At 72.1% G+C, this 20,257-nt stretch carries 17 protein-coding genes; 8 read left to right on the top strand and 9 right to left on the bottom strand.

Translation table 11 applies throughout. The features are described from left to right. Window positions 1-4 precede the first annotated feature (4 nt). Both ACERZO_RS36515 and ACERZO_RS36510 read left to right on the top strand, forming a co-directional pair. Window positions 5-553 (top strand): hypothetical protein, encoded by a 549-nt coding sequence (locus ACERZO_RS36515; protein ID WP_372670459.1) that lies wholly within the window; start codon window positions 5-7, stop codon window positions 551-553. Window positions 554-595: 42 nt separating this feature from the next. Further along, the gene (locus ACERZO_RS36510) at window positions 596-1,264 is read left to right on the top strand and encodes a hypothetical protein (protein WP_372670458.1); all 669 of its coding nucleotides are present in this window, start codon (window positions 596-598) and stop codon (window positions 1,262-1,264) included. Between the two features lie 56 nt (window positions 1,265-1,320). Here the strand turns inward: ACERZO_RS36510 and ACERZO_RS36505 are convergent, their stop codons facing one another. Then, entirely contained in the window at window positions 1,321-2,265 is a 945-nt protein-coding gene (locus ACERZO_RS36505) for an RCC1 domain-containing protein (protein ID WP_372670457.1), read from the bottom strand. 363 nt (window positions 2,266-2,628) lie between these two features. Between ACERZO_RS36505 and ACERZO_RS36500 the strand changes: the two genes are divergently transcribed. The 3 genes from ACERZO_RS36500 (at window position 2,629) to ACERZO_RS36490 (ending at window position 5,349) form a co-directional block, all read left to right on the top strand. Then, window positions 2,629-3,249, top strand: a complete 621-nt coding sequence (locus ACERZO_RS36500; protein ID WP_372670456.1) for a DUF6801 domain-containing protein — start codon at window positions 2,629-2,631, stop codon at window positions 3,247-3,249. Window positions 3,250-3,338: 89 nt separating this feature from the next. Continuing rightward, a complete protein-coding gene (locus tag ACERZO_RS36495) occupies window positions 3,339-4,769 on the top strand; it encodes a DUF6801 domain-containing protein (protein WP_372670455.1) in 1,431 nt (476 codons plus the stop codon). A gap of 4 nt (window positions 4,770-4,773) precedes the next feature. Further along, window positions 4,774-5,349 carry a hypothetical protein gene (locus ACERZO_RS36490; RefSeq protein WP_372670454.1) on the top strand — a complete coding sequence of 192 codons (576 nt, stop codon included), beginning with the start codon at window positions 4,774-4,776 and terminating at the stop codon, window positions 5,347-5,349. 57 nt (window positions 5,350-5,406) lie between these two features. On the opposite strand, the gene ACERZO_RS36485 is transcribed toward ACERZO_RS36490, so the two are convergent. Then, on the bottom strand, window positions 5,407-6,684 hold the full coding sequence (locus tag ACERZO_RS36485) for a PucR family transcriptional regulator (protein ID WP_372670453.1): 1,278 nt from the start codon (window positions 6,682-6,684) through the stop codon (window positions 5,407-5,409). A gap of 300 nt (window positions 6,685-6,984) precedes the next feature. Here ACERZO_RS36485 and ACERZO_RS36480 point away from each other — a divergent pair, with 300 nt between their 5' ends. Both ACERZO_RS36480 and ACERZO_RS36475 read left to right on the top strand, forming a co-directional pair. Continuing rightward, a complete protein-coding gene (locus ACERZO_RS36480; RefSeq protein WP_372670452.1) occupies window positions 6,985-7,680 on the top strand; it encodes a hypothetical protein in 696 nt (231 codons plus the stop codon). Continuing rightward, entirely contained in the window at window positions 7,677-8,036 is a 360-nt protein-coding gene (locus ACERZO_RS36475; protein ID WP_372670451.1) for a GntR family transcriptional regulator, read from the top strand. Before ACERZO_RS36480 ends, ACERZO_RS36475 begins: the two co-directional genes overlap by 4 nt. Here ACERZO_RS36475 and ACERZO_RS36470 read toward each other — a convergent pair. The 5 genes from ACERZO_RS36470 to ACERZO_RS36450 form a co-directional block, all read right to left on the bottom strand. Then, window positions 8,008-8,814, bottom strand: coding sequence for an arginase family protein (locus ACERZO_RS36470; RefSeq protein ID WP_372670450.1), 807 nt, complete (start codon window positions 8,812-8,814; stop codon window positions 8,008-8,010). The genes ACERZO_RS36475 and ACERZO_RS36470 overlap by 29 nt on opposite strands. Continuing rightward, window positions 8,811-12,188: a pyruvate carboxylase gene (locus ACERZO_RS36465; protein ID WP_372670449.1), complete on the bottom strand. Its 3,378-nt coding sequence runs from the start codon at window positions 12,186-12,188 to the stop codon at window positions 8,811-8,813. The genes ACERZO_RS36470 and ACERZO_RS36465 overlap by 4 nt, the downstream gene beginning before the upstream one ends. 133 nt (window positions 12,189-12,321) lie before the next feature. Continuing rightward, entirely contained in the window at window positions 12,322-13,230 is a 909-nt protein-coding gene (locus tag ACERZO_RS36460) for a S8 family peptidase (RefSeq protein ID WP_372670448.1), read from the bottom strand. Window positions 13,231-13,267: 37 nt separating this feature from the next. Then, window positions 13,268-15,826, bottom strand: a complete 2,559-nt coding sequence (locus ACERZO_RS36455; RefSeq protein WP_372670447.1) for a caspase family protein — start codon at window positions 15,824-15,826, stop codon at window positions 13,268-13,270. Between the two features lie 62 nt (window positions 15,827-15,888). After that, entirely contained in the window at window positions 15,889-17,007 is a 1,119-nt protein-coding gene (locus ACERZO_RS36450; RefSeq protein ID WP_372670446.1) for an erythromycin esterase family protein, read from the bottom strand. Between the two features lie 31 nt (window positions 17,008-17,038). On the opposite strand from ACERZO_RS36450, the gene ACERZO_RS36445 reads away from it, so the two are divergent. Continuing rightward, window positions 17,039-17,674 carry a TetR/AcrR family transcriptional regulator gene (locus ACERZO_RS36445; protein ID WP_372670445.1) on the top strand — a complete coding sequence of 212 codons (636 nt, stop codon included), beginning with the start codon at window positions 17,039-17,041 and terminating at the stop codon, window positions 17,672-17,674. On the opposite strand, the gene ACERZO_RS36440 is transcribed toward ACERZO_RS36445, so the two are convergent. Together ACERZO_RS36440 and recG are read right to left on the bottom strand one after the other, a co-directional pair. Next, complete coding sequence (locus ACERZO_RS36440; RefSeq protein WP_372670444.1) at window positions 17,634-18,104, bottom strand: GNAT family N-acetyltransferase; 471 nt, start codon at window positions 18,102-18,104, stop codon at window positions 17,634-17,636. The genes ACERZO_RS36445 and ACERZO_RS36440 overlap by 41 nt on opposite strands. Next, window positions 18,101-20,254 (bottom strand): ATP-dependent DNA helicase RecG, encoded by a 2,154-nt coding sequence (gene recG / locus ACERZO_RS36435; RefSeq protein WP_372670443.1) that lies wholly within the window; start codon window positions 20,252-20,254, stop codon window positions 18,101-18,103. The genes ACERZO_RS36440 and recG overlap by 4 nt, the downstream gene beginning before the upstream one ends. Window positions 20,255-20,257 lie beyond the last annotated feature (3 nt).

Here is a 20,257-nt window from a genome sequence, read left to right as displayed (position 1 = left end):
GCCAGTGAGCGAAGACGAGGTCGACGAGGTCGTCGTCGAGGAGCCGCGGCGCCGCCGGTTCCTGCTGCCGCTCCTGGTCGCCGTCTCGGTGCTGCTGGCCGGCGCCGGCGTGACCTTCACGCTGCTGACGCGGTCGGCGGCGGACAATCCGGCCGCGGCCAACCACGCCCTGACCGACGTCGGGGCCACCGCGGAGGTCACCTCGGCGGTGACGCTCGCGCTCAACCGGATCTTCTCCTACTCCTACGACCGGACCGACGTCACCGAGCAGGCCGCCAAGGACGTCCTGCGCGGCGACGCCCTCACCACCTACGACCGGCTGTTCGCGCAGGTGAAGGAAAAAGCACCGGCCCAGAAACTGGTGCTGGCTACGCGGGTGACGTCGTCCGCGGTGCAGGAGATCCGCGACGGCCGGGCCCGGCTGCTCGTGTTCCTGGACCAATCGGCGACCCGCGCCGACAACAATTCCAGCAGTTCCGCCGCGGCCCAGCTTTCGGTGACCGCGGAACGTGAGGGAAACACCTGGAAAATCACCGGGCTCACCCCTCGCTGATCCCGTTTTCCCCGCTGTTTCACAATATGAAGGAGAGTCGGCATGCTTACTTTGTCGCGCACTCGGAAGAACGGCCGGAAATGGGCACGCGCGGCCGCGGTCACGGCGGTCGCCGGCATCGCGATGAGCGTTGTCACCGCCGTTCCCGCCTCGGCCGACGTGGTCGAGATCCCGGTCGGCTACACGGTCACCGGCAGCACGGTCGTCAAGAAGACCGGCAGCGCGATGGCCCTGGGCCCGGGCAACCTCGACGGCGCCCTGATCATCGACGACCAGACCGGCTCGGTCGGGCTGCGCGCCGACCTGACGCTGCCGCCGTCGCAGGCCAACATCTCGCTGGTCTCGGGCATCTTCAAGATCAAGGCGAAGGTCAAGATCACCCCGACGGGCCCGGCCACGGGCACCATCGCCGACGGCACGCTGACCACGCACGCCCAGGCGAACATGGAGATCTACGACATCTGGGCCGGCCTGCTGGTCCCGGTGATCCCGCTGCCGACGGTGCCGGGCAGCTGCAAGGCGAGCAAGCCGCTCGACCTGGACCTGAGCGCCAAGGACGTGGACATCTTCGGCCCGAAGATCACGGTGACGGGCACGTACACGATCCCGGACTTCAAGAACTGCTTCATCGCCGACCTGGCCCTGGGCGCGCTGGTGTCCGGCCCGGGCAACACAATTTCCCTGGACCTGGCGGCCAAGACCGAAGGCTGACCGGGTACGGAAAGAGGGGCCTCCCACACCGGGAGGCCCCTCTTTCCGCGGTCAGGTCAGCAGGGCGCGTTCGGGTCCGCCTTGAGCGCGACGGTGAACCGGTCGCCGGCGGAGAGGGAGAGGAACGGCCCGCAGAGTCCCCAGCCCACCGGGTCGCCTTCGGTCACGTCGTTGGACCCCCAGGCGACGTAGTCCCCGTTGCTCTTGAGCGCGAAGTTGAAGGTCCACCCGGCCTCGATCGCGACGACGTCCGACTGCGCCGCCTCGGGGACGTCGACCTGGTGGTTGTCGTTGCGGCCCCAGGCGATGACCCGGCCGTCCTTGAGCGCGAGACTGTGCTGGTGACCGGCGGAAATCGCGGTGACACCCGACTTGGCGTCGGCCGGGACGTCGGTTTGGCCGTGGTCGTCGGCGCCCCAGGCGAGCACGCCGCCGTTCTTGAGCGCCAGGCTGTGGTCGCCACCGGCGGAGACGGCGGCGACGCCGGAGGTCGCCGCGGCCGGGACGTCCGACCGCAGGCCCCAGCTGAGCACGCGTCCGCCCTTGAGGGCGAGGTTGTGCATGGCGCTGGTCGAGATGGCGGTGACGCCGGACTTCGCGTCGGCGGGCACCTGGGCCTGGCCGTACCAGTCGTTCCCCCAGGCCAGGACCCCGCCGTTCTTGAGCGCGAGCTCGTGGCCCCAGCCCGCGGCGATCGCGCTCACGCCCGACAGCGCGGCCTCGGGGACCTCGGTCTGCCCGAAGTTGTTGTCGCCCCAGACCAGGACCTGGCCGCCTCGGAGGCCCATGGCGTCCATGCCCCCCATGGAGACGGCGCTCAGCCCGTCGGAAGCCTCCGGGGGCGGGCCCATGATGTAGTTCGAGAACCCCCATTCGACGACGCCGCCGGTGTCCGGCCCCTGCGCGGAAGCGGACGCCGCCGACACCACCGGCACGGCGGCCAGGGTGGCGGCGAGGAGCACGGAGGCCCGGCGGTGGGCGGTGCGGAAACGGGGGGCCACGGCATCCTCTTTCGCTGAATCGATTCCCGCTGTCACGGTGCGCGCGTGGTATCGATAGTAACGCGGACAACCACCGATCGGAACGGGGTCGAGTATTTGTCAAAATCGCACCAAGGTCATCGCCGCACTGCTCCGGTGTTGACAAGAACTCATCCGGGCAATGGCCGGTGGAAACCGACCACGTGACATCCTTGTTGCGCAACCGACTGGCGAGTAACCTCATTTATCACAGCCACCTCGCGAGGGTTCGGGCTGCACCAGGGAAAACACCCGGGGGAATTCGCGGTACCGCTTTGGTCCGCGGGGCGCGTGGGCAACGCCCGCCCGAGACGTCAACTGGATGATCGAAGGAGATTGACAGTCATGACCCGACTCAGGAACCTGTCCCTCAAGGCGGCCGCGACCGCCGCCACCGTCAGCGCGCTCGGCATGGTGCTGACCGGTGTGGCCTCGGCCGACACGACCTACAACGCCGGCGCCACCTACCGGTGCACCTTCCCCGGCATCCCGCAGCAGGACGTGGCCATCACCGCGTTCCTGACCGGTCCGGACTCGATCGCCGCCGGCGGAACCGCCGTGCCGACCAACGTCGGTGGCACCGCGACGATCTCCGCGGCCGTCCACTCGCTGCTGACCGCGGTCGGCTACGACGGCCTCCGCGGCACCGCGACGGTTCCGGTGACCGCCGCGCGCGGCTCGGTCTCCGGCCCGGCGAGCGGGCTGAACATCCCCGAGACGATCTACCCGGCCGGCGGCCCGATCACGGTGAACATCAGCCAAGTGGCGACCTCGTCGATCCCGACCTACACCGCCCCGGCGACGGCGGGCAGCGACACCCTGTCGCTCGGCACGCCGATCACCGCGGCCCTGCAGTTCCACAAGGCGTCCAACAACACCTGGGCGAACTGGAACATGAGCTGCACGCCGAAGACGACGAGCCCGGCGCAGAACCTGGCGTTCTCGCCGAACTTCGTCATCACGTGACAGCGCTGATCTAGGTTTCACCGTAGGGATGGCCGGGGCCCCGGCCATCCCTACGGCTCGTTTCCCCGCGGCACGGACAGGAGCACGGCATGGCCCGACGGCTGACCCGGCGGACGGCGACCCGCGGCGCTCTCGCGCTGGTGTGCGCGGTGTCGGTGAGCACCGGCGCGTTCACCGGGACGGGTTCCGCCGCGCCCGGGACCGCCGCCGCGGACGCCGGCAAGGGCGGGCGCGAGGTCGTGAAGACGGTCGCGGCGTCCTGCCCCTTCGCCGACCCGGTGGGGCCGCTGAAGCTCGACGTGAAGACCGAGGCCACGCTGCCGGTTTCGATGACCGTGGGCAAGCCCGCGACGATCGACGGCCTGGCCGTGTCGTTCTCGCTGCCGCGCGCCGCCGCCCAGCAGCTGCTGGGCACGGCCGCCACCCTCGAAGGCGGCTTGACCTTCCAGCTGCTGCTGGAGCAGGGGAAGGTCAAGGACACCCTCGCCGTCCCGCTGACCATCCCCGCGACGCCGCTCCCGGCCGACGGCGACCTGCTCCTGACGGCCAAGGGGAAGCTCCCGGCGTTCTCCCCGTCCGCTGCCGGTCTGCTGAAGATCCGGTTGAGCGCACCGAAACTCGCGCTGGGCCCGACGGGCGCACCGCCGGAACAGCCCGCCGAGCAGGTGGCGTGCACCGCCGACGCGGGCGAGGACCTCTCCTTCGGCTCGGTCGCGGTGCTGGCGGCCGCCGCACCGGGGCCGGGCAAACCGGCTCCGGGCAAGAAGGCCACGCCGGCGCCCCAGCCGGGCGGCTCGCAGAAACACTCCCTGGTGGACGAAGAGCCGCCGGCCGACGAGAACGTCACGCTGGTCCTTCCCCTGCAGCCGAACCAGATCGACAACACGGCCACGATCACCAGGACCGGCGCCACGATCCGCAGCAAGCCGGCCGCGCTGGTCAACGGCGTCTGGTTCCGGATCACGACGCCCGACGGGTTCCCCATCCGCAGCGAGATCACCGGCGAGGTGGCGTTCGCGCCGGTGACGGTGTCCTACCTCGGCTACGGGTTCCTGCCGATCAGCGCGACGGTCGAGTTCCTGCCGGTCGACTACCGCAGCGGTACGATGATCCACTCGTTCGGCACGCTGTTCGACGGCATCCTGCGCAACCACCTCGACGTGGTGTCCCGGTTGAGCGACGTCAAGGTGAACGGCGTCCCGCTCGACGCGGGCCCGGACTGCGTCTCGGCGACGCCGATGCCGATCGACATGATCGGCGAGTACGACCCGTTCACCGGCGGACTGATCGGCACGGACCCGGCGAACCCGGACCCGAAGTACCGCGGCTTCACGTTGCCCCCGTTCAAGAACTGCGGCGCGGCGGAGAAGCTGAGTTCGCTGTTCACGGGCCAGAACTCAGGCCCGGGCAACCAGGCCTCGGCGCGGCTGACGATCATCCAGCTGTGCATGGAGGCCGACCACCGCAACTGCCCGCCGGTGGCGCCGATCCCCGCGGAGGCCTTCCGCGCGAGCCGCTGATCCCGTGCTCCCCGACCTGGCCGAACTCAGGGTGCTGAGCTTCCGTGACCTGGTGGACCGGCTGTCCCGGATCCGCACCGCGGAGCTGGCCGCGCTCGACCCGGACGTGCTCCTCGACGAGGAGTGGCCGCTGACGAGCGAACAGTTCCGCGGGGGCCTCATCGCGCACTGCCGTGAACTCGGCGAAACCGAATGGCGTCGCTGCGACGAGGTCGCCGGGAACTTCTTCGCCTGGCAGGAAACCTTCGGCGGAACCTCCCACTTGAGCGTCACCGGCGACCGGTTCCACCTGTCCGCCAGCCTCCTGCTCGAGGTCGGGCCGCGGCCGGGCGTCGCGCTGCTGTCGCCCGGACGGCTGCTGGCCGATTTCACCGCCGAACTCCCCTGCTCGGCCGCGGAGGCCAGGAGCACGGTCGCGCGGTGGCACGGCGAACCCGACATCGACGAACTCCGGCCGCTCGTCGCACCGATGACCCTGGCCCACCAGCTGGACCGGATCGAGCACCTGCTCCCGGCGTCCCGCGACCGGGAGATGTATCGGGAGTGGAAGGACTTCTGGCGGAGTCTGGCTTCAAGCTGAGCACCGCCTCCGCCTGCTCGCCGGACAACCCCGGTTCGCTGGTTTCGCCGTGACCGGCTACCGCGGCGTCCACTGTGGACGCGATCCGCCCGCGCGCGGCGAGGGGAGCAGCTCGCTCACCGGGTAGCGCAACGGCAACGGTGCCGCGCCCGCGCGCAACGCCAGCTCCATCTCGAACCGCGCCGCGGGATCGCGGAGGCTGTCGCCGAACGTGGCCTGCAGCTGTCTCATGCGGTAGCGGACCGTCTGGGGGTGGACCCCCAGGCGCTCCGCGATCTCCACCACGTTGCCCTGGCTGTCCAGCCACGCCCGCAGCGTCTCCAGCAACCGCTCCTGCTGCTTGCCCGTCATGTCCGCCAGCGGTGCGAACAGGCGGTGGCGCAACGTGCCGACCAGGCCCGTGTCCGAGTTGACCAGCAACGTCGCCAGGTGCTCCTCCGCCCGCAGCACCGGGCGTGGGGCCAGGACGCCGCGCTCGGCCAGGTGCAGTGCGTTCCGGGCCCAGCGCAGGGAATCCGCCACCGACGCCAACGGGACGCACGGGCCGATCGAGAGCCGGCAGTCCGGCAGGGCCACCTGCAGCGTCGCCAGGCGGGCGCCGCTCAGCTCGCCCGGGATCACCAGCTTCGGGTCCGGCGTGTCCAGCTCGGCGAGGATGTCGGAGTCGAGGCCCGCGTGGCGGCGGGCCGGGGCGACGCCGTCGGCCGGGCAGACCGCCACCGGGGTCGCGTCCGTCGGCACCGGCCAGCCGATCAGCTGGGCCAGCTCGGCGATCGCCTTCGGGGACGCCGGCGGTGTCTCCAGGATCAGGTGCAGCAGCTTGCGGCGCCACGTGTCGAGCGCGCCCGCCGTGCGCGCCTTCGCTTCCAGGTAGCCGTCGAGCGCGACGGAGGCGAGTTCGTCCATGAACGCCAGCATCGCGTCCGCCAGCTGGGACATCACCGCCGACGACAGCCCGCTTCGCCGCCCCACGCGCATGATCCGCCGCCACGACACGCGCGCGCCGACGCGGTACGCCGACTGCAGCGTGTCGAGGCTGCGGCCCTCGCGCATTTCGTTCTGCCCCAGCCGGTGGTGGACTTCGTGGGACTGTTCCTTCGACACCGTCGGGTCGGCGATCTGCGCGACGAACAACGTGATCGCGTATTCGACGCCGGCGCGGATCGACTTGCCGTAGGGGCCGTCGAGCGGACGCGCGTACGCCGGGATGGTCGCGCGGATCTCGTCGACGATCTCGGCCGCGAGGCTGGCCAGCTCGGGCCGCAGGATGTCGGCGAGCTTGCGGGGCAGTGCGGCTGGTGGCGCAGCGTGTTCGAATCCGCGCTCCACCGACATCGCAGCTCCTTTGCTCCGCCCCGCCGCCCCCGGCTCACGTGTGCGTGGCCGGATCCCCCGCACCTGAAGCGGGGTGACAACGGACACATCGAAAAGCTAGCGCCGAATGTGTCACCCGGATGAAGGGAAACCGATTTCTTGTCAGCTTCGTGACAAGTTCACCGAACGCGCCTGCGCAACGCTGACAAGTGCCCCGCCGACTGCACCCTCACCTGCGTACGAACGGACGAACCACCCAACGAGCGACCCGCACTGCGGTTACTTGTATCATGTGGTTGATACAAGCGAGGGAGGTCCGGCATGCCGTGGGACAACGTACTGGCGGTCGCGCTCTTCAGCGGGCTGATCGGGCTGGCGATCCTGATCGTGCTCTGGCCGGGCGAGAAGCACGGAAAGCGCTTGCTCGTGCGCTGGGGCGTCCCCGACCCGGACGCCGCCGAAGTGGCGCTCGCCGTCCGCCACCTCAAGCGGCGCCGGCTCTGGTACCCGTGGCTGTTCCTGGCGCTCCCGCCACTGCTCGGCGACGCCGGGCTGGGCTCGATCGTCGCCACCCTGCTGCTCGGCGGCCTGATCGCCGAGCTGTTCGCCCAGCGGCCGTCCCGGAGCGCGCGGCGGGAGGCCGACCTCGCCCCGCGTCCGCTGGCGGTGATCACCCCGGCCTGGATGCTCGTGCTCGGCGCCCTGGCGGCCGCCGGGTCGGTCGCGCATCTCGTCGTGACGGCCCAGTGGAAGCTCCTCGCGTTCGCGGCGGGCACGACGGTGCTCTGCGCGGCGATCACGGCGCTGGCGGTCCGCCGCCCCGCGGCCGGCGCGGCGCGGGCCGACCTGGCGCTGCGCTGCCGCAGCGCGCGGGTGGCGATCGGCCTGGGCATCGGCGCGGTGACGGCGATCGGCTGGCCGGGCGGCAACCTGGTGTCGCTGCTGCTGGTGGTCGCGGGCGTGGCCGCGTTCCTGGCCGTGACGGCCCCGCTGAAACGGCTCCCGGCCCCCGCGTGAAGATCGTCGTCGACACGGAGAACGGGCTGGCGCCGTGGCGGCAGGTGCACGACCAGGTGATCCACGCGGTCACCACGGGCGCGCTGGCGGAGGGCGCGCGGCTGCCGCCGATCCGCCAGCTGGCCCGGGACCTGGGACTGGCGTCCGGAACGGTGGCCCGCGCGTACCGCGAACTGGAGGCGGCGGGCTGGGTGACGACGGCCCGCGCCCGCGGCACGGTCGTGACGCTCCCGGCGGGCCGCCCGGCCCCGGCGGAGCTGCTCCTCGCCGCCGCGGCGACCTATGCGACGCAAGCCCAGGAGCTCGGCGCCGACCTCGAGACGGCGCTCAACGCCCTCCGCGCGGCGTGGCCGTGAGCAGCCGGCCCACCGCGGCCAGGACCGGTTCCAGCACCTCGACTTCGCGCGCAGTCCCCACGCACTCCGTGATCCCCGCGCCGACGACCTCGTACCGCGCCAGGGCGTCCAGTTCGGACACCAGGCGCGCGATCGTCCAGCCGTCCGGTTCCGGGTAGTTGAGCCCCGCGAACTCCGCCGGGTCCAGCACGTCCAGGTCGACGTGCACGTACAGCCTTTCGACGCCGGTCAAGGCATCCAGGGAGGTGACGGCCAATCCGCGTTCGACCGCGGCCCGTTCGTCCGGGTCGAACACCCGCGTCCCGAGCAGCGCCACGCGGCCCGGCTCCAGAGCCGGGGCCGCGGCGAACTCCGGGTCCCCCTCCCCGAACAGCGACCGCAGCACCATCCCGTGGAACGCTCCCGACGGCGACGTCGAGGCCGTGTTCAGGTCCGCGTGCGCGTCGAACCACGCGACCCCCAGGCCCGGCCCGTAGCGGAACCGCGCCACGCCGATCGGGACCAGCTCGACGCCGCAGTCGCCGCCGATCGTCAGGACCGGGCCGCCCGGGGCCTCCAAAGCCGCCAGCTGGGCCGCGCGGTTGGCCCCCGTCAACACCGCCCGAGAAGCGATCCCGCGGTCCACTTCGGACACCGAGCGCGTCTGCCGGACGTGGTGCACCGGCCGGCCGAGCACGTGCCCGGCCAGCTCCGCGAGCGCCACGCACCCGTCCGGCAGCTCCGCCGCCCGCGGTCCCACGGCGCCCTGGCGCTGCGGGACCGCGTTGATCAGCGTCATTCCAGGACGAGCAGGAGATCGCCGCCCTCGACCTGCTGGACGGAGTTGATCGCCAGCCTGCCCACCTTGCCGCCGGCGGACGCGGTGATCGACGCCTCCATCTTCATGGCCTCGATCGTCGCGACCGTCGCGCCGGCCTCGACCGTGTCGCCCTCGGCGACCTGCAGCGTGACGACACCGGCGAACGGCGCCGCGACCTGCTTCGGGTTGCCCTTCTCCGCCTTCTCGGTCGCCGGGATGTCCGAGGCGATCGAGCGGTCGCGGATCTGAATCGGCCGCAGCTGGCCGTTGAGCGTCGACATCACCGTGCGCACGCCGCGCTCGTCGGCCTCGCCGATCGCCTCCAGCTCGATGAGCAGCCGCACGCCCGGCTCGAGGTCGACCGCGTACTCCTCCCCCGGCCGCAGGCCGTAGAAGAAGTCCTTGCTCGGCAGCACGGACGTGTCGCCGTACGCCTCCCGGTGCGCCTCGAACTCCTTGGTGGGGGCCGGGAACAGCAGCCGGTTGAGCGTCCGGCGCGGGTGCTCCGAAAGCGCCGTACGGTCCTCTTCGGACAGTTCGGCGACCGGCTTCGCCGCCGCGCGGCCCTCCAGGGCCTTGGTGCGGAACGGCTCCGGCCAGCCGCCGGGCGGGTCGCCCAGCTCGCCGCGCAGGAAGCCGATCACCGAGTCCGGGATGTCGAACTTGTTGGGCTCCGCCTCGAAGTCGGCCGGCGAGACGCCCGCGCCGACCAGGTGCAGCGCGAGGTCGCCGACGACCTTCGACGACGGCGTCACCTTCACCAGGTGGCCGAGGATCTTGTCGGCGGCGGCGTACATCGCCTCGATGTCCTCGAACCGGTCGCCCAGGCCCAGCGCGATGGCCTGCGTGCGCAGGTTCGACAGCTGCCCGCCGGGGATCTCGTGGTCGTAGACGCGCCCGGTCGGCGACGCCAGCCCGGCCTCGAACGGCGCGTAGATCTTGCGCACGCTCTCCCAGTACGGCTCCAGGTCCCCGATCGCCCGCAGGTCCAGCCCGGTGGTGCGCGCGGAGTGGTCGGTGGCCGCCACGATCGACGACAGCGACGGCTGCGACGTCGTGCCCGCCATCGACGACACCGCGCCGTCGACGGCGTCCGCGCCCGCGTTGATCGCCGCGAGGTAGGTGGCCAGCTGGCCGCCCGCGGTGTCGTGGGTGTGGATGTGCACCGGCAGGTCGAACTCCTTGCGCAGCGCGGTGACCAGCTTGGTCGCCGCGGGCGCGCGCAACAGCCCGGCCATGTCCTTGATCGCCAGGACGTGCGCCCCGGCGCCGACGATCTGCTCGGCCAGCTTGAGGTAGTAGTCGAGCGTGTAGAGCTTCTCGCCCGGGTCCGACAGGTCCGAGGTGTAGCAGAGCGCCACCTCGGCGACGGCGGAGCCGGTCTCGCGCACGGCTTCGATGGCCGGGCGCATCTGCTCGACGTCGTTGAGCGCGTCGAAGATCCGGAAGATGTCGATGCCGGTCTTCGTGGCCTCTTCGACGAAGGCGGTGGTCACCTCGGTCGGGTACGGCGTGTACCCCACGGTGTTGCGCCCGCGCAGCAGCATCTGCAGGCAGATGTTCGGCACGGCCTCGCGCAGCGCGGCCAGGCGCTCCCACGGGTCTTCGGCGAGGAACCGCAGCGCGACGTCGTAGGTCGCGCCGCCCCAGCACTCCAGCGACAGCAGTTCGGGCAACGTGTTCGCGACGACCGGCGCCACCGCGAGGAGGTCCTTCGTGCGGACGCGGGTGGCGAGCAGCGACTGGTGCGCGTCGCGGAACGTCGTGTCGGTGACGCCGATGTGCGGCGACTCCCGCAGCCAGCGCGCGAACCCGGCCGGGCCCAGCTCGACGAGCTTCTGCTTCGACCCCGGCGCCGGCTGGGCGTCCTTCGGGAGCTTCGGCAGCTTGAGCGTGGCGTCCGGCGTCTTCGGGCGCTCGCCGTTCGGCTTGTTGACCGTCTGGTCGGCGAGGTAGGTCAGCAGCCGGGTGCCGCGGTCGGCGGACTGCCGCGCGGTGAGCAGCTGCGGGCGCTCCTCGATGAACGACGTCGTGACGCGCCCGGCGCGGAAGTCCGGGTCGTCGAGGACCGCCTGCAGGAACGGGATGTTCGTCGCGACGCCGCGGATCCGGAACTCGGCGACGGCGCGGCGCGCGCGGCCGACGGCGGTCTTGAAGTCCCGGCCGCGGCAGGTGAGCTTCACCAGCAGCGAGTCGAAGTGGGCGCTGATCTCGGTGCCGGAGAAGGCGGTGCCGCCGTCGAGCCGGATGCCCGAGCCGCCCGGCGAGCGGTAGGCGGAGATCATCCCGGTGTCCGGGCGGAAGCCGTTGGCCGGGTCTTCGGTGGTGATGCGGCACTGCAGCGCGGCGCCGCGCAGGTAGATCTTGTCCTGGGAGAGCCCCAGGTCGTCGAGGGTCTCGCCGGAGGCGATCCGCAGCTGCGACTGCACGAGGTCGACGTCGGTGACCTCTTCGGTGACCGTGTGCTCGACCTGGATGCGCGGGTTCATCTCGATGAAGACGTGGTTGCCCTGCTTGTCGAGCAGGAACTCGACAGTGCCGGCGTTGCGGTAGCCGATCTGCTTCGCGAACTTGACCGCGTCCGCACAGATCCGGTCGCGCAGCTCGGGGTCGAGGTTCGGCGCGGGGGCCAGCTCGACGACCTTCTGGTGGCGCCGCTGCACCGAGCAGTCGCGCTCGTAGAGGTGGATGATGTTGCCCGCGCCGTCGGCGAGGATCTGCACCTCGATGTGCCGCGGCTCGACGACGGCCTTCTCCAGGAAGACGGTCGGGTCGCCGAAGGCGGACTCGGCCTCGCGCGCGGCGGCCTCGATGGACTCGCGCAGCTGGGCGGGGTCCTCGACGCGGCGCATACCGCGTCCACCACCGCCGGCGACCGCCTTCACGAAGACCGGGAAGCCCAGCTCCTCGGCCGCGGCGACCAGCGCGTCGACGTCGCTGGACGGCTCGGACGACCCGAGCACCGGCACGCCGGCCTCGCGCGCGGCCTTGACCGCGCGGGCCTTGTTACCGGTGAGTTCGAGGATGTCGGCGCTCGGCCCGACGAAGGTGATGCCCGCGTCTTCGCACGCGCGCGCGAGGTCGGGGTTCTCGGAGAGGAAGCCGTAACCGGGGTAGACGGCGTCGGCCCCCGCCTTCTTCGCGGCGGCGACGATCTCGTCGACCGAGAGGTACGCGCGCACGGGGTGACCGGGTTCGCCGATCTCGTACGCCTCGTCGGCCTTCAGCCGGTGCAGGGAGTTGCGGTCTTCGTGCGGAAACACGGCGACGGTCCCCGCGCCCAGTTCGTAGCCGGCGCGGAACGCCCGGATCGCGATCTCCCCGCGGTTGGCCACCAGCACCTTGCGGAACATGCCCGGTCCTTCCCATTTGGATCGGTAAGTCAACGCACGTTACCCGGTTCTTCCCGCTCTGCGGGAGTTCAGTCCCGGGTGATGGACGTCATGCGCAGGTGGAGGTTGGCCGGAAGGGCGTCTGGGCAGCTTGTCAGGATCCCGGGGGCGCGTAAAGCAGCCGGTTGGCCGTGCCGTCCGGGACGCCCTTCAGCACGTTCGCCGTCGCGGCCTTCACCAGGGCGTCGTCCACCTGAGCAGGGGTTGCCCCGGGGTGCTGGGCGAGGTAGACCGCCGCGACGCCGGCCGCGAAGGCCGCCGCCATCGACGTGCCGGACTCCGGACCGGCGCCGGTGCCGCCCGCGACCGGGCCGGGGACGTCGACACCCGGCGCGTAGAGGTCGAGGTCCTGGCCGAAGTTCGACGCCTTGTCCGGCTGGTCCTGCGCGTCGGTGGCCCCGACGGTCAGGGCCTCGGCGACCCGGCCCGGGGAGAAGCCGCTCGCGTCCGCCGTCTCGCTGCCCGCCGGGACGGCGATCGGGACGACGGCCGCGAGGCGCTTGACGGCGGCGTCGAGCCGGTCGTTCGGGACCCCGCCGATGCCGAGGACGGCGACGGCCGGCTGCTGGGCGTTCTGCGTGACCCAGTCGATGCCGGCGATGATCTGGTCGGTGGCGCCGCCGCCGTCCTTGTCGAGCACGCGCACGGGCACGATCTGCGCGCCCTTCGCGACGCCGTAGTCCTTGCCGGCGGCGATCCCGGCGAGGCGGGTGCCGTGGCCGTTGGTGTCGGAGGTGTCGGAGCCGCCGTTCAGGAAGTCCCGCCCGGGGGCGACGCGGCCTTGGAAGTCGGGGTGCTTCGGGTCGACACCGCTGTCGATGACGTAGATGGAGACGCCTTCGGCCGCGGTGGCGTAGTGGTAGGCGTGGTCGAGCCCGGCGCGCTGGTCGATCCGGTCGAGGCCCCAGCTGGGCGGATCGGCCTGCACCCCGCCATCGGCAAGGGCGGGCGCCTGCCCGGCGAGCACGACCGCCACGGCGGCTACCGCTGTCAGCGTCTTCATGATCGTCGTCGTACCCCGGCGACGCGGGGGCGACAACTCAGGACTGTCGCTCGATCGGCTGATGTCGCCGGGCCAGCACGACGACATCGGCGGCCAGCAGCGCGAGCCCGACCACGGCGACGACCTGTCCGGCGTAGGTGAGGGAGGAGTAGTCGGCCAGGGCGGCGAAGGTCGGCGGCAGCACCGCGACCGGGCCGGCGAGCCCCGTCGCGAGCACGGCCGGGTGCAGCACCACGGCGACGACGGGGACGACGACGGCCACCAGGGCACCGAGCAGGAAGTAGGCCCCGGCGCGGCCGGCGTTGTCCGAGTCGTAGGAGGCCAGTTCGGCGAGCTGGAAGATCCAGCCGGCGGCGATTCCGGCGCCGAGCGCCACGGCGGTCCACGCCGGCCACCCGCTGATCCGGCGGGCGCGAAGGCCGTTCCGACGCAGGGCGGCGAGGGCGCACAGGCCGGCGACGGTCCAGGCGAGGTGCGCGAGCAGCGCGAAGGTGAAGCCGGCGTCCAGCTCGGTGTCCGAGCCGGTGGACAGGGTGAGCGCTTCACCGAGGAAGCGCAGCAAGCCGAAGAGAGCGGCGAGACCGGCCCCGAGGAGCAGGGCGGGGCCGGCGCGCTCGCGGGTCCGCGGGACGAGGCTGAGGATCCCGGCGAGGAGTGCGCAGGCGGCGACGAGGCCGACGGAGTACTCCATGCCGGGCCGGTACTGCGCCAGGGAGTAGCTGTCGTAGCGGTAGTTGAGAGGCAGCCCGGCGACGGCGAAGACAGTCCCGGCGATGGCGAGGATCCCGGCGAAGCCACCGACGGGATCGACGGCCCCGGCCTGACCGGCCGGCGCGGCCTCGGGGCCGGGTTCGGCCGCGGCGGTTGGCTCGGAGGGGGTTCCGGCCGCCGGCCCGGCGGCGGCCTCGATCGCCCCGGTTTCGACGGCGGGCACAGGCTCCGCGGGTCCGACAGAGCGCCCCAATGTGGCCTTGGTTGCGGCTGACGCACCCAAGGCGGCCTTCGGTGCGTCTGACGCACCGAAGGCCACATTGGGGCGCTTCGGCGACTCCGGCTCGGGCGCAGGCGCGGGGTCCTCTACCCGCCGGACACTCGCGGCCGGTTCGGCCGTGGCGGCCTGGTCTCCGGCCTCCGGCCCCGCCGGGCTCGCCGGGCCGGCGGGGCGGTCCGCGGCCTCGGGCTCCGCGGCCACTACCGGCTCGGGCTTGGGTGCCGCGGCCACCACCGGCTCGGCTTCCGCGGCCGGCGGAGGTTCGGGTTCTGGTTCGGAAGCGGCGGCGGGCTCGGGCTCGGGCACCACCGGTGCCGGCACAGGTTCGGGTTCGGGTTCGGCGACAGCAACCGGCTCCGGCTCGGTCACCACCGGTGCCGGCTCTGTCTCGATCTCCACCGAGACCACCACGTCGCCCGTCGGCCCCGTCACCACCACCTTTCCGCGCCGCACTCCCGATTCGCCCGCCGTCACCGACAGCTCTGCCCCACCCGCCACCTCGGCCGCCCGGATCCACGCGTGCGACGGGTCGAACCGCACCTCCCGCGCCACCGGTGGCCCCGACACCCGCACCGACGCCGACGCCGACGATCCCGCCGGGGCCGACAACCGCACCGAAGCCGTGTCCACCCGCACCACCGCGAACGACAACGCGTCCGCGGCCGCCGCTGCCACGTGCTCGAGGTCCGTGGCCGCCATCGACCGGAGCGCCTCGAACGCCCCCACCGCCACCGGCAGGTTGTCGCTCGCCAGCCGGCGGCGCAGCTCCGCCACCGCACCCAGCCGTGTGAACGGGTTCTCCGCCGCGATCGCCCCCGCCAGGTCCGGCGGGACCGGGGACGGCTTGATGCGCCGGCGCCGGCTCTTCGCCAGGTACAGCTCGCCCTGCATCTCGATGTCGCGGCTGGGTGTCTGCTTCGGGTTGCGCTCGCGGACGCGGTCGAACAAGTACTCGTACAGCTCGCCCAGCGCGATCCAGCCGTCCTCGTCGCGGTCGGCCTCGCCCGTCCGCAGGCCCTCCACCAGCGCCGACGTGAACACCGACGGCTGGGCCGGCTCGTCCGAAGCCAGCGTCGCCCCCTCGAACGCGTACTCGATCGAGTTCGACGCCGTGATCACCGCCCGCCCGCGGCCGCCGCGGAAGCTGTCCAGGACGTTCGCGTCGCCCGACGCCCGGACCGCCACGCCCTGCCCGAACGCCCCGCCGTAGCAGCAGTCCAGCAGCAGCACCACGCTGCGCGAGCGGGTCTGCCGGATGCACTGCTGGACGAACTGGGCGGGCACGGCCGTCGACCGCAACCGGTCCGGCCGCGTGTTGCGCGCCGCGAAGTACAGGCCGCCCGCGTCGTCCTTCAAGCCGTGGCAGGAAAAGTGCAGCAGCAGGACGTCGTCGGGACGGCCCTCCGCGCAGAGGTCCTCGATCTCCGCCTGGACCACGTGCGCGGTCTCGTTGCGGACCACCCGCACGTCGAAGTCGCTGATCGCCCGGTCGGCCAGCACCCCGGCGAGGGCGTCGGCGTCCGCCGCGGGCGAGCCCAGCCGCTGCAGCCCCGCGTTGTCGTACTCGCCGTTGGCGACGATCAACGCCCGCCTCCGCCCGGCCATACCGGTAGGAAACGCCCACGAACCCACTACGGCAATCAGCCGAACGGGCACACCTGTCCGGTTCAGGCCCGGAAAATCGTTTCCTGCCCTTTCAGGCAGACCACCGCGTCGAACGCCGATGCGACATCGACCGCCACCGTCATGTGCGCGTGCCGGATGCCCGACGCCGCCGGACGCGCGACCACGCACGGCGCCTCGGCCGCCAGCGCCGCCTCGACGCTGCCTTCGGCGGGCGCGTCCAGGGCCTGCTCGAACATCCGGAACCCGAGCGGGAAAGCGTCGTCGGGAACGAGCCCGGTCGTCGTCCCCGAAACCGCGGTCACCGCGAGCGCGAAATAGCGATCCCCCAGTTCCGCGGCCAGGTGCGTGCCCGCCGACGGCGCCGTCATGCCCGGCATCGGCGAGAACGGCACGCGCTGGAGGTGTCCGTTGTGGAGCATCAGCACGATCTTCTCGCCGGGGAACCGCCGACGCAGCAACCGGACGGTGGCCGCCATGTACGTGTCCCGCGACGAACTCTGCGGCTCCGGCGCCTGCCCGGCCATCAGCGCGGCCAGCTCCCGCAGGTACAGGTCGACGCGCAGCGCGCCCTCCGCGTCGTGCGCGGCTTCGGGCGCCAGCGACTCGACGTGTCCTTTGAGGACGGTCAACGCCGTGGTGGCCGCGTCCCGCGCTTCCACGCTCATGGCCGCATAACGCCCGGGCGCGACCGCACTGCTCACCGCCGCGTACGGCTCGCAGGCCGCCAGCGCGGTGTCCACAAGGGACACATTGGCGGGGTCCACCCGCGACAGGACGTCACGGACCGCCCGCAGCGCGGGCACCGGCGAGCCCGCCGAACTCGGCACGTCGAGCCCGAAGAACCGGACGTCGCGACCGCGCAGCCAGGTCAGCATCGAGTGCACCTCGGCCGAGTCGCCCAGACCGAAGGTGAAGCCGTCCCGCGCGATGTCGGCCACCTCACCCGGACCGCCGGACAGCCAGGTGTCGACCAGGTGCCCTTCCGGGTATCCACCCTCGAACCCGAGGACCGTGAACCCGCACTCGGTGACGAGGTGACGCAGGAGCCGGTCGCGCAGCACGCCGAACTCGCGGATGTGATGGTTGTTCTCGCCGATGGCGACGACTTCGGCGGCGCCGATCAGCTCGGCGATCTCGGTGACGGCGACGGTTCCTGGCATACTGGGCACACTAACGCAACAGGAGTAGCAGTTGGCAACCGAGATTTCCGGGACCAAACGCCCGGGCGGCCGCACCGAGCGGACCCGCCTCGCCGCGCTGAACGCCACCCTCGAGCTGCTCGGCGAACGCGGGTACGCGGAGCTGACCGTCGAGGCGGTCGCCGAGCGCTCCGGCGTCCACAAGACGACGCTGTACCGCCGCTGGGAGTCCGCCGAAGGCCTGGTCGCCGCCGCCCTGCTGCTGGGCACCGAGCAGGAGTGGACCGCCCCGGACACCGGCTCGCTGGAGGGCGACCTGCGCGGGATCAACCTGGAGCTGGTGCACTACTTCACCTCGCCCGGCGAGCGCGAGCTGCCGACGGCGTCGATCTCGGCGGCGTTCCTGTCGGGCCGCGCCGCGGACGCCCTGCGCGAGTTCTACGTCGACCGCCACGCCCGTTCGGCGGTCGTGGTCGACCGGGCCGTCGAACGCGGCGAGGTCCCGGCGGGCACCGACGCGGTCGAGGTCGTGCGGGTCGCGTGCGGGCCGATCTTCTACCGCCTGTTCGTCTCCCGCGAAGGCGTCGGCAAAGAGGACGCCGGAGTCGCCGCGAAAGCCGCCGCGGCCGCCGCGAAAGCCGGCGTGTTCACGGCAACGGGCGCCGGAACCGCCGCTCCTCCAGCGTGACGCGGCCGTCGTCGATCGTCTCGGTCTGGGAGACGCCGTCGTCGGCCCAGCCCTGCCGGACGTAGAACGCCTTCGCCCGCTCGTTCGTCGAAAGCACCCACAGGACGGCGCTGTCGCCGGACAGCTCGGCGACGACCCGGTCGTGCAGCGCCCGGCCGAGGCCGCGCCCCCAGTACTCCGGCAGCAGGTACAACGCGTAGAGCTGCGCTTCACCGAACGCGGCGAACCCCGCGACGACCCCGTCCTCCTCGGCGACGAGCACCCGGCCGATGTTCCCGTCGATGCGCCGCGCCCACGACGCCGCGCGCGACTCGGCCGAGAGGCCGGCGAGGAAGCCCTCGGGCATGAGCCCCGCGTACGCCGCTTGCCACGACCGCACGTGGACCTCGCCGATCGCCGGCGCGTCGGCCACCGTGGCGTCGCGGATCACGTCTTCTCCAGGTACTCCGCACGCTCGACGTCGACGACGTCGGCGACCATCTGCGCCAGGCCGCGGTACTTCTTCAGGTCCGGGTCCTTCTCGACGATCTCCTGCGCACTGGCCCGCGAAGCCGCGATCACGTCTTCGTCGCGCAGCAGCGAAAGCAGCTTCAGCCCGGACCGCTTGCCGGACTGCGCGGCGCCGAGGATGTCGCCCTCACGCCGCAGTTCGAGGTCGAGGCGCGACAGCTCGAAGCCGTCGGTGGTCGACTCGACCGCCGCCAGCCGCTCGCGCGTCGCGGTGCCGTCGAGGGCCTCGGTGACCAGCAGGCACAGCCCCGGCACGCTGCCCCGGCCGACGCGGCCGCGCAGCTGGTGCAGCTGGCTGACGCCGAACCGGTCGGCGTCCATGATCACCATCGCGGTCGCGTTCGGGACGTTGACGCCGACCTCGATCACCGTCGTAGCCACGAGGACATCCAGCCGGCCCGCGGAGAACGCGCGCATCACGGCGTCCTTGTCGTCGGGCGGCATCCGGCCGTGCAGCACGCCGATCTTCAGGCCCTGCAACGCGCCGTGCTCCAGGTCGGGCGCGACGTCGAGGACCGCGAGCGGCGGGCGCTTGTCGCTCTTGTCCGACGGCGGCTCGTCGCCGATCCGCGGGCACACGACGTACCCCTGGTGCCCCTTGCCGACCTCCTCGCGCACGCGCTGCCAGATCCGGTCGAACCACGCGGGTTTCTCGGCGACCGGCACGACCGTGGTGGAGATCGGCGACCGCCCGACCGGCATCTCGCGCAGCGCGGACACCTCGAGGTCGCCGTACACGGTCATCGCGACCGTGCGCGGGATCGGCGTCGCGGTCATGACGAGGACGTGCGGGCTCGTGTCGCCGGCGCCGCGGGTGCGCAGCGCGTCCCGCTGCTCGACGCCGAAGCGGTGCTGCTCGTCGACGACCGCGAGGCCGAGGTCGGCGAACTCGACGTGGTCCTGGATCAGCGCGTGCGTGCCGACGACGATGCCCGCCTCGCCGCTGACGATCTCCAGCAGCGACTTCTTGCGTTCCTTCGCGCCCATCGACCCGGTCAGCAGCGTGACCTTCGTGGCGTTCTCCGCCGCGCCCAGCTCGCCCGCCTGGCCGAGGTCGCCGAGCATCTCCCGCAGCGACCGCGCGTGCTGGGCGGCGAGGACCTCGGTCGGCGCGAGCATCGCGGCCTGCCGCCCGTTGTCGACGACCTGCAGCATCGCCCGCAGCGCGACGATGGTCTTGCCCGAGCCGACCTCGCCCTGCAGCAGCCGGTTCATCGGGTGCTCGGACGCCAGGTCCGCGGCGATCTCGTCGCCGATCCCCCGCTGGCCCGCGGTCAGGTCGAACGGCAGCCGCTTGTCGAAGGCGTCCATGAGCCCGCCGCTGACGTGCGGGTTCGCCTTCGCCGGCCGCGAGATGGCCGAGTGCCGCCGCTGCGCGAAGATCAGCTGGACGGCCATGGCCTCGTCCCACTTCAGCCGCTTCTTCGACGCCTCCAGGTGCGCCCAGTTGGCCGGGCGGTGGATGCCGTGCAGCGCGGTGTCGAGGTCGGACAGCTTGTGCAGCCGCCGCAGCTCGGCCGGCATCGGGTCCTCGTCGACCTCCAGGACGTCGAGGACCTGCCGGACGCACTTGGCGATCGACCACGTCGGCATGCCCTGCGCCGCCGGGTAGACCGGGATGATCGCGGCGAGGAAGTCGTCCATCGCCTCGGCTTCGCGGTCGGCCTCGAACAGCTCGTACTCGGGGTTGGTCAGCTGCAGGGTGTCGCGGAAGGCGGACACCTTGCCGGCGAACAGGCCGGTCTTGCCGGGGACGAGGTCCTTCTCCCGCCAGGCCTGGTTGAAGAAGGCGCAGGTGAGCCTGCGCTTCCCGTCGGTGATCACCATGTCGAGGATGGTCCCGTTGCGGGACTTCATCCGCCGCTTGCTCACCTTCTCGACGCGCGCCAGCACGGTCGCGTGCTCGCCCAGCTCGAGGCCGGCGATGTCGGTGAGCTCGCCGCGCTCGGCGTAGCGGCGCGGGTAGTGGCGGAGCAGGTCGCTGACCGTCTCGATGCCCAGCGACGTGGCGAGCGCCTTCGCCGTCTTGGCGCCCAGCAGCAGCGGCAGCTTGTCGCGCAGTCCGGCCATCGG

It is taken from the genome of Amycolatopsis kentuckyensis (assembly GCF_041679295.1).
GTDB lineage: Bacteria > Actinomycetota > Actinomycetes > Mycobacteriales > Pseudonocardiaceae > Amycolatopsis > Amycolatopsis kentuckyensis_A.
This window is presented reverse-complemented; position numbering and strand designations above follow the sequence as displayed.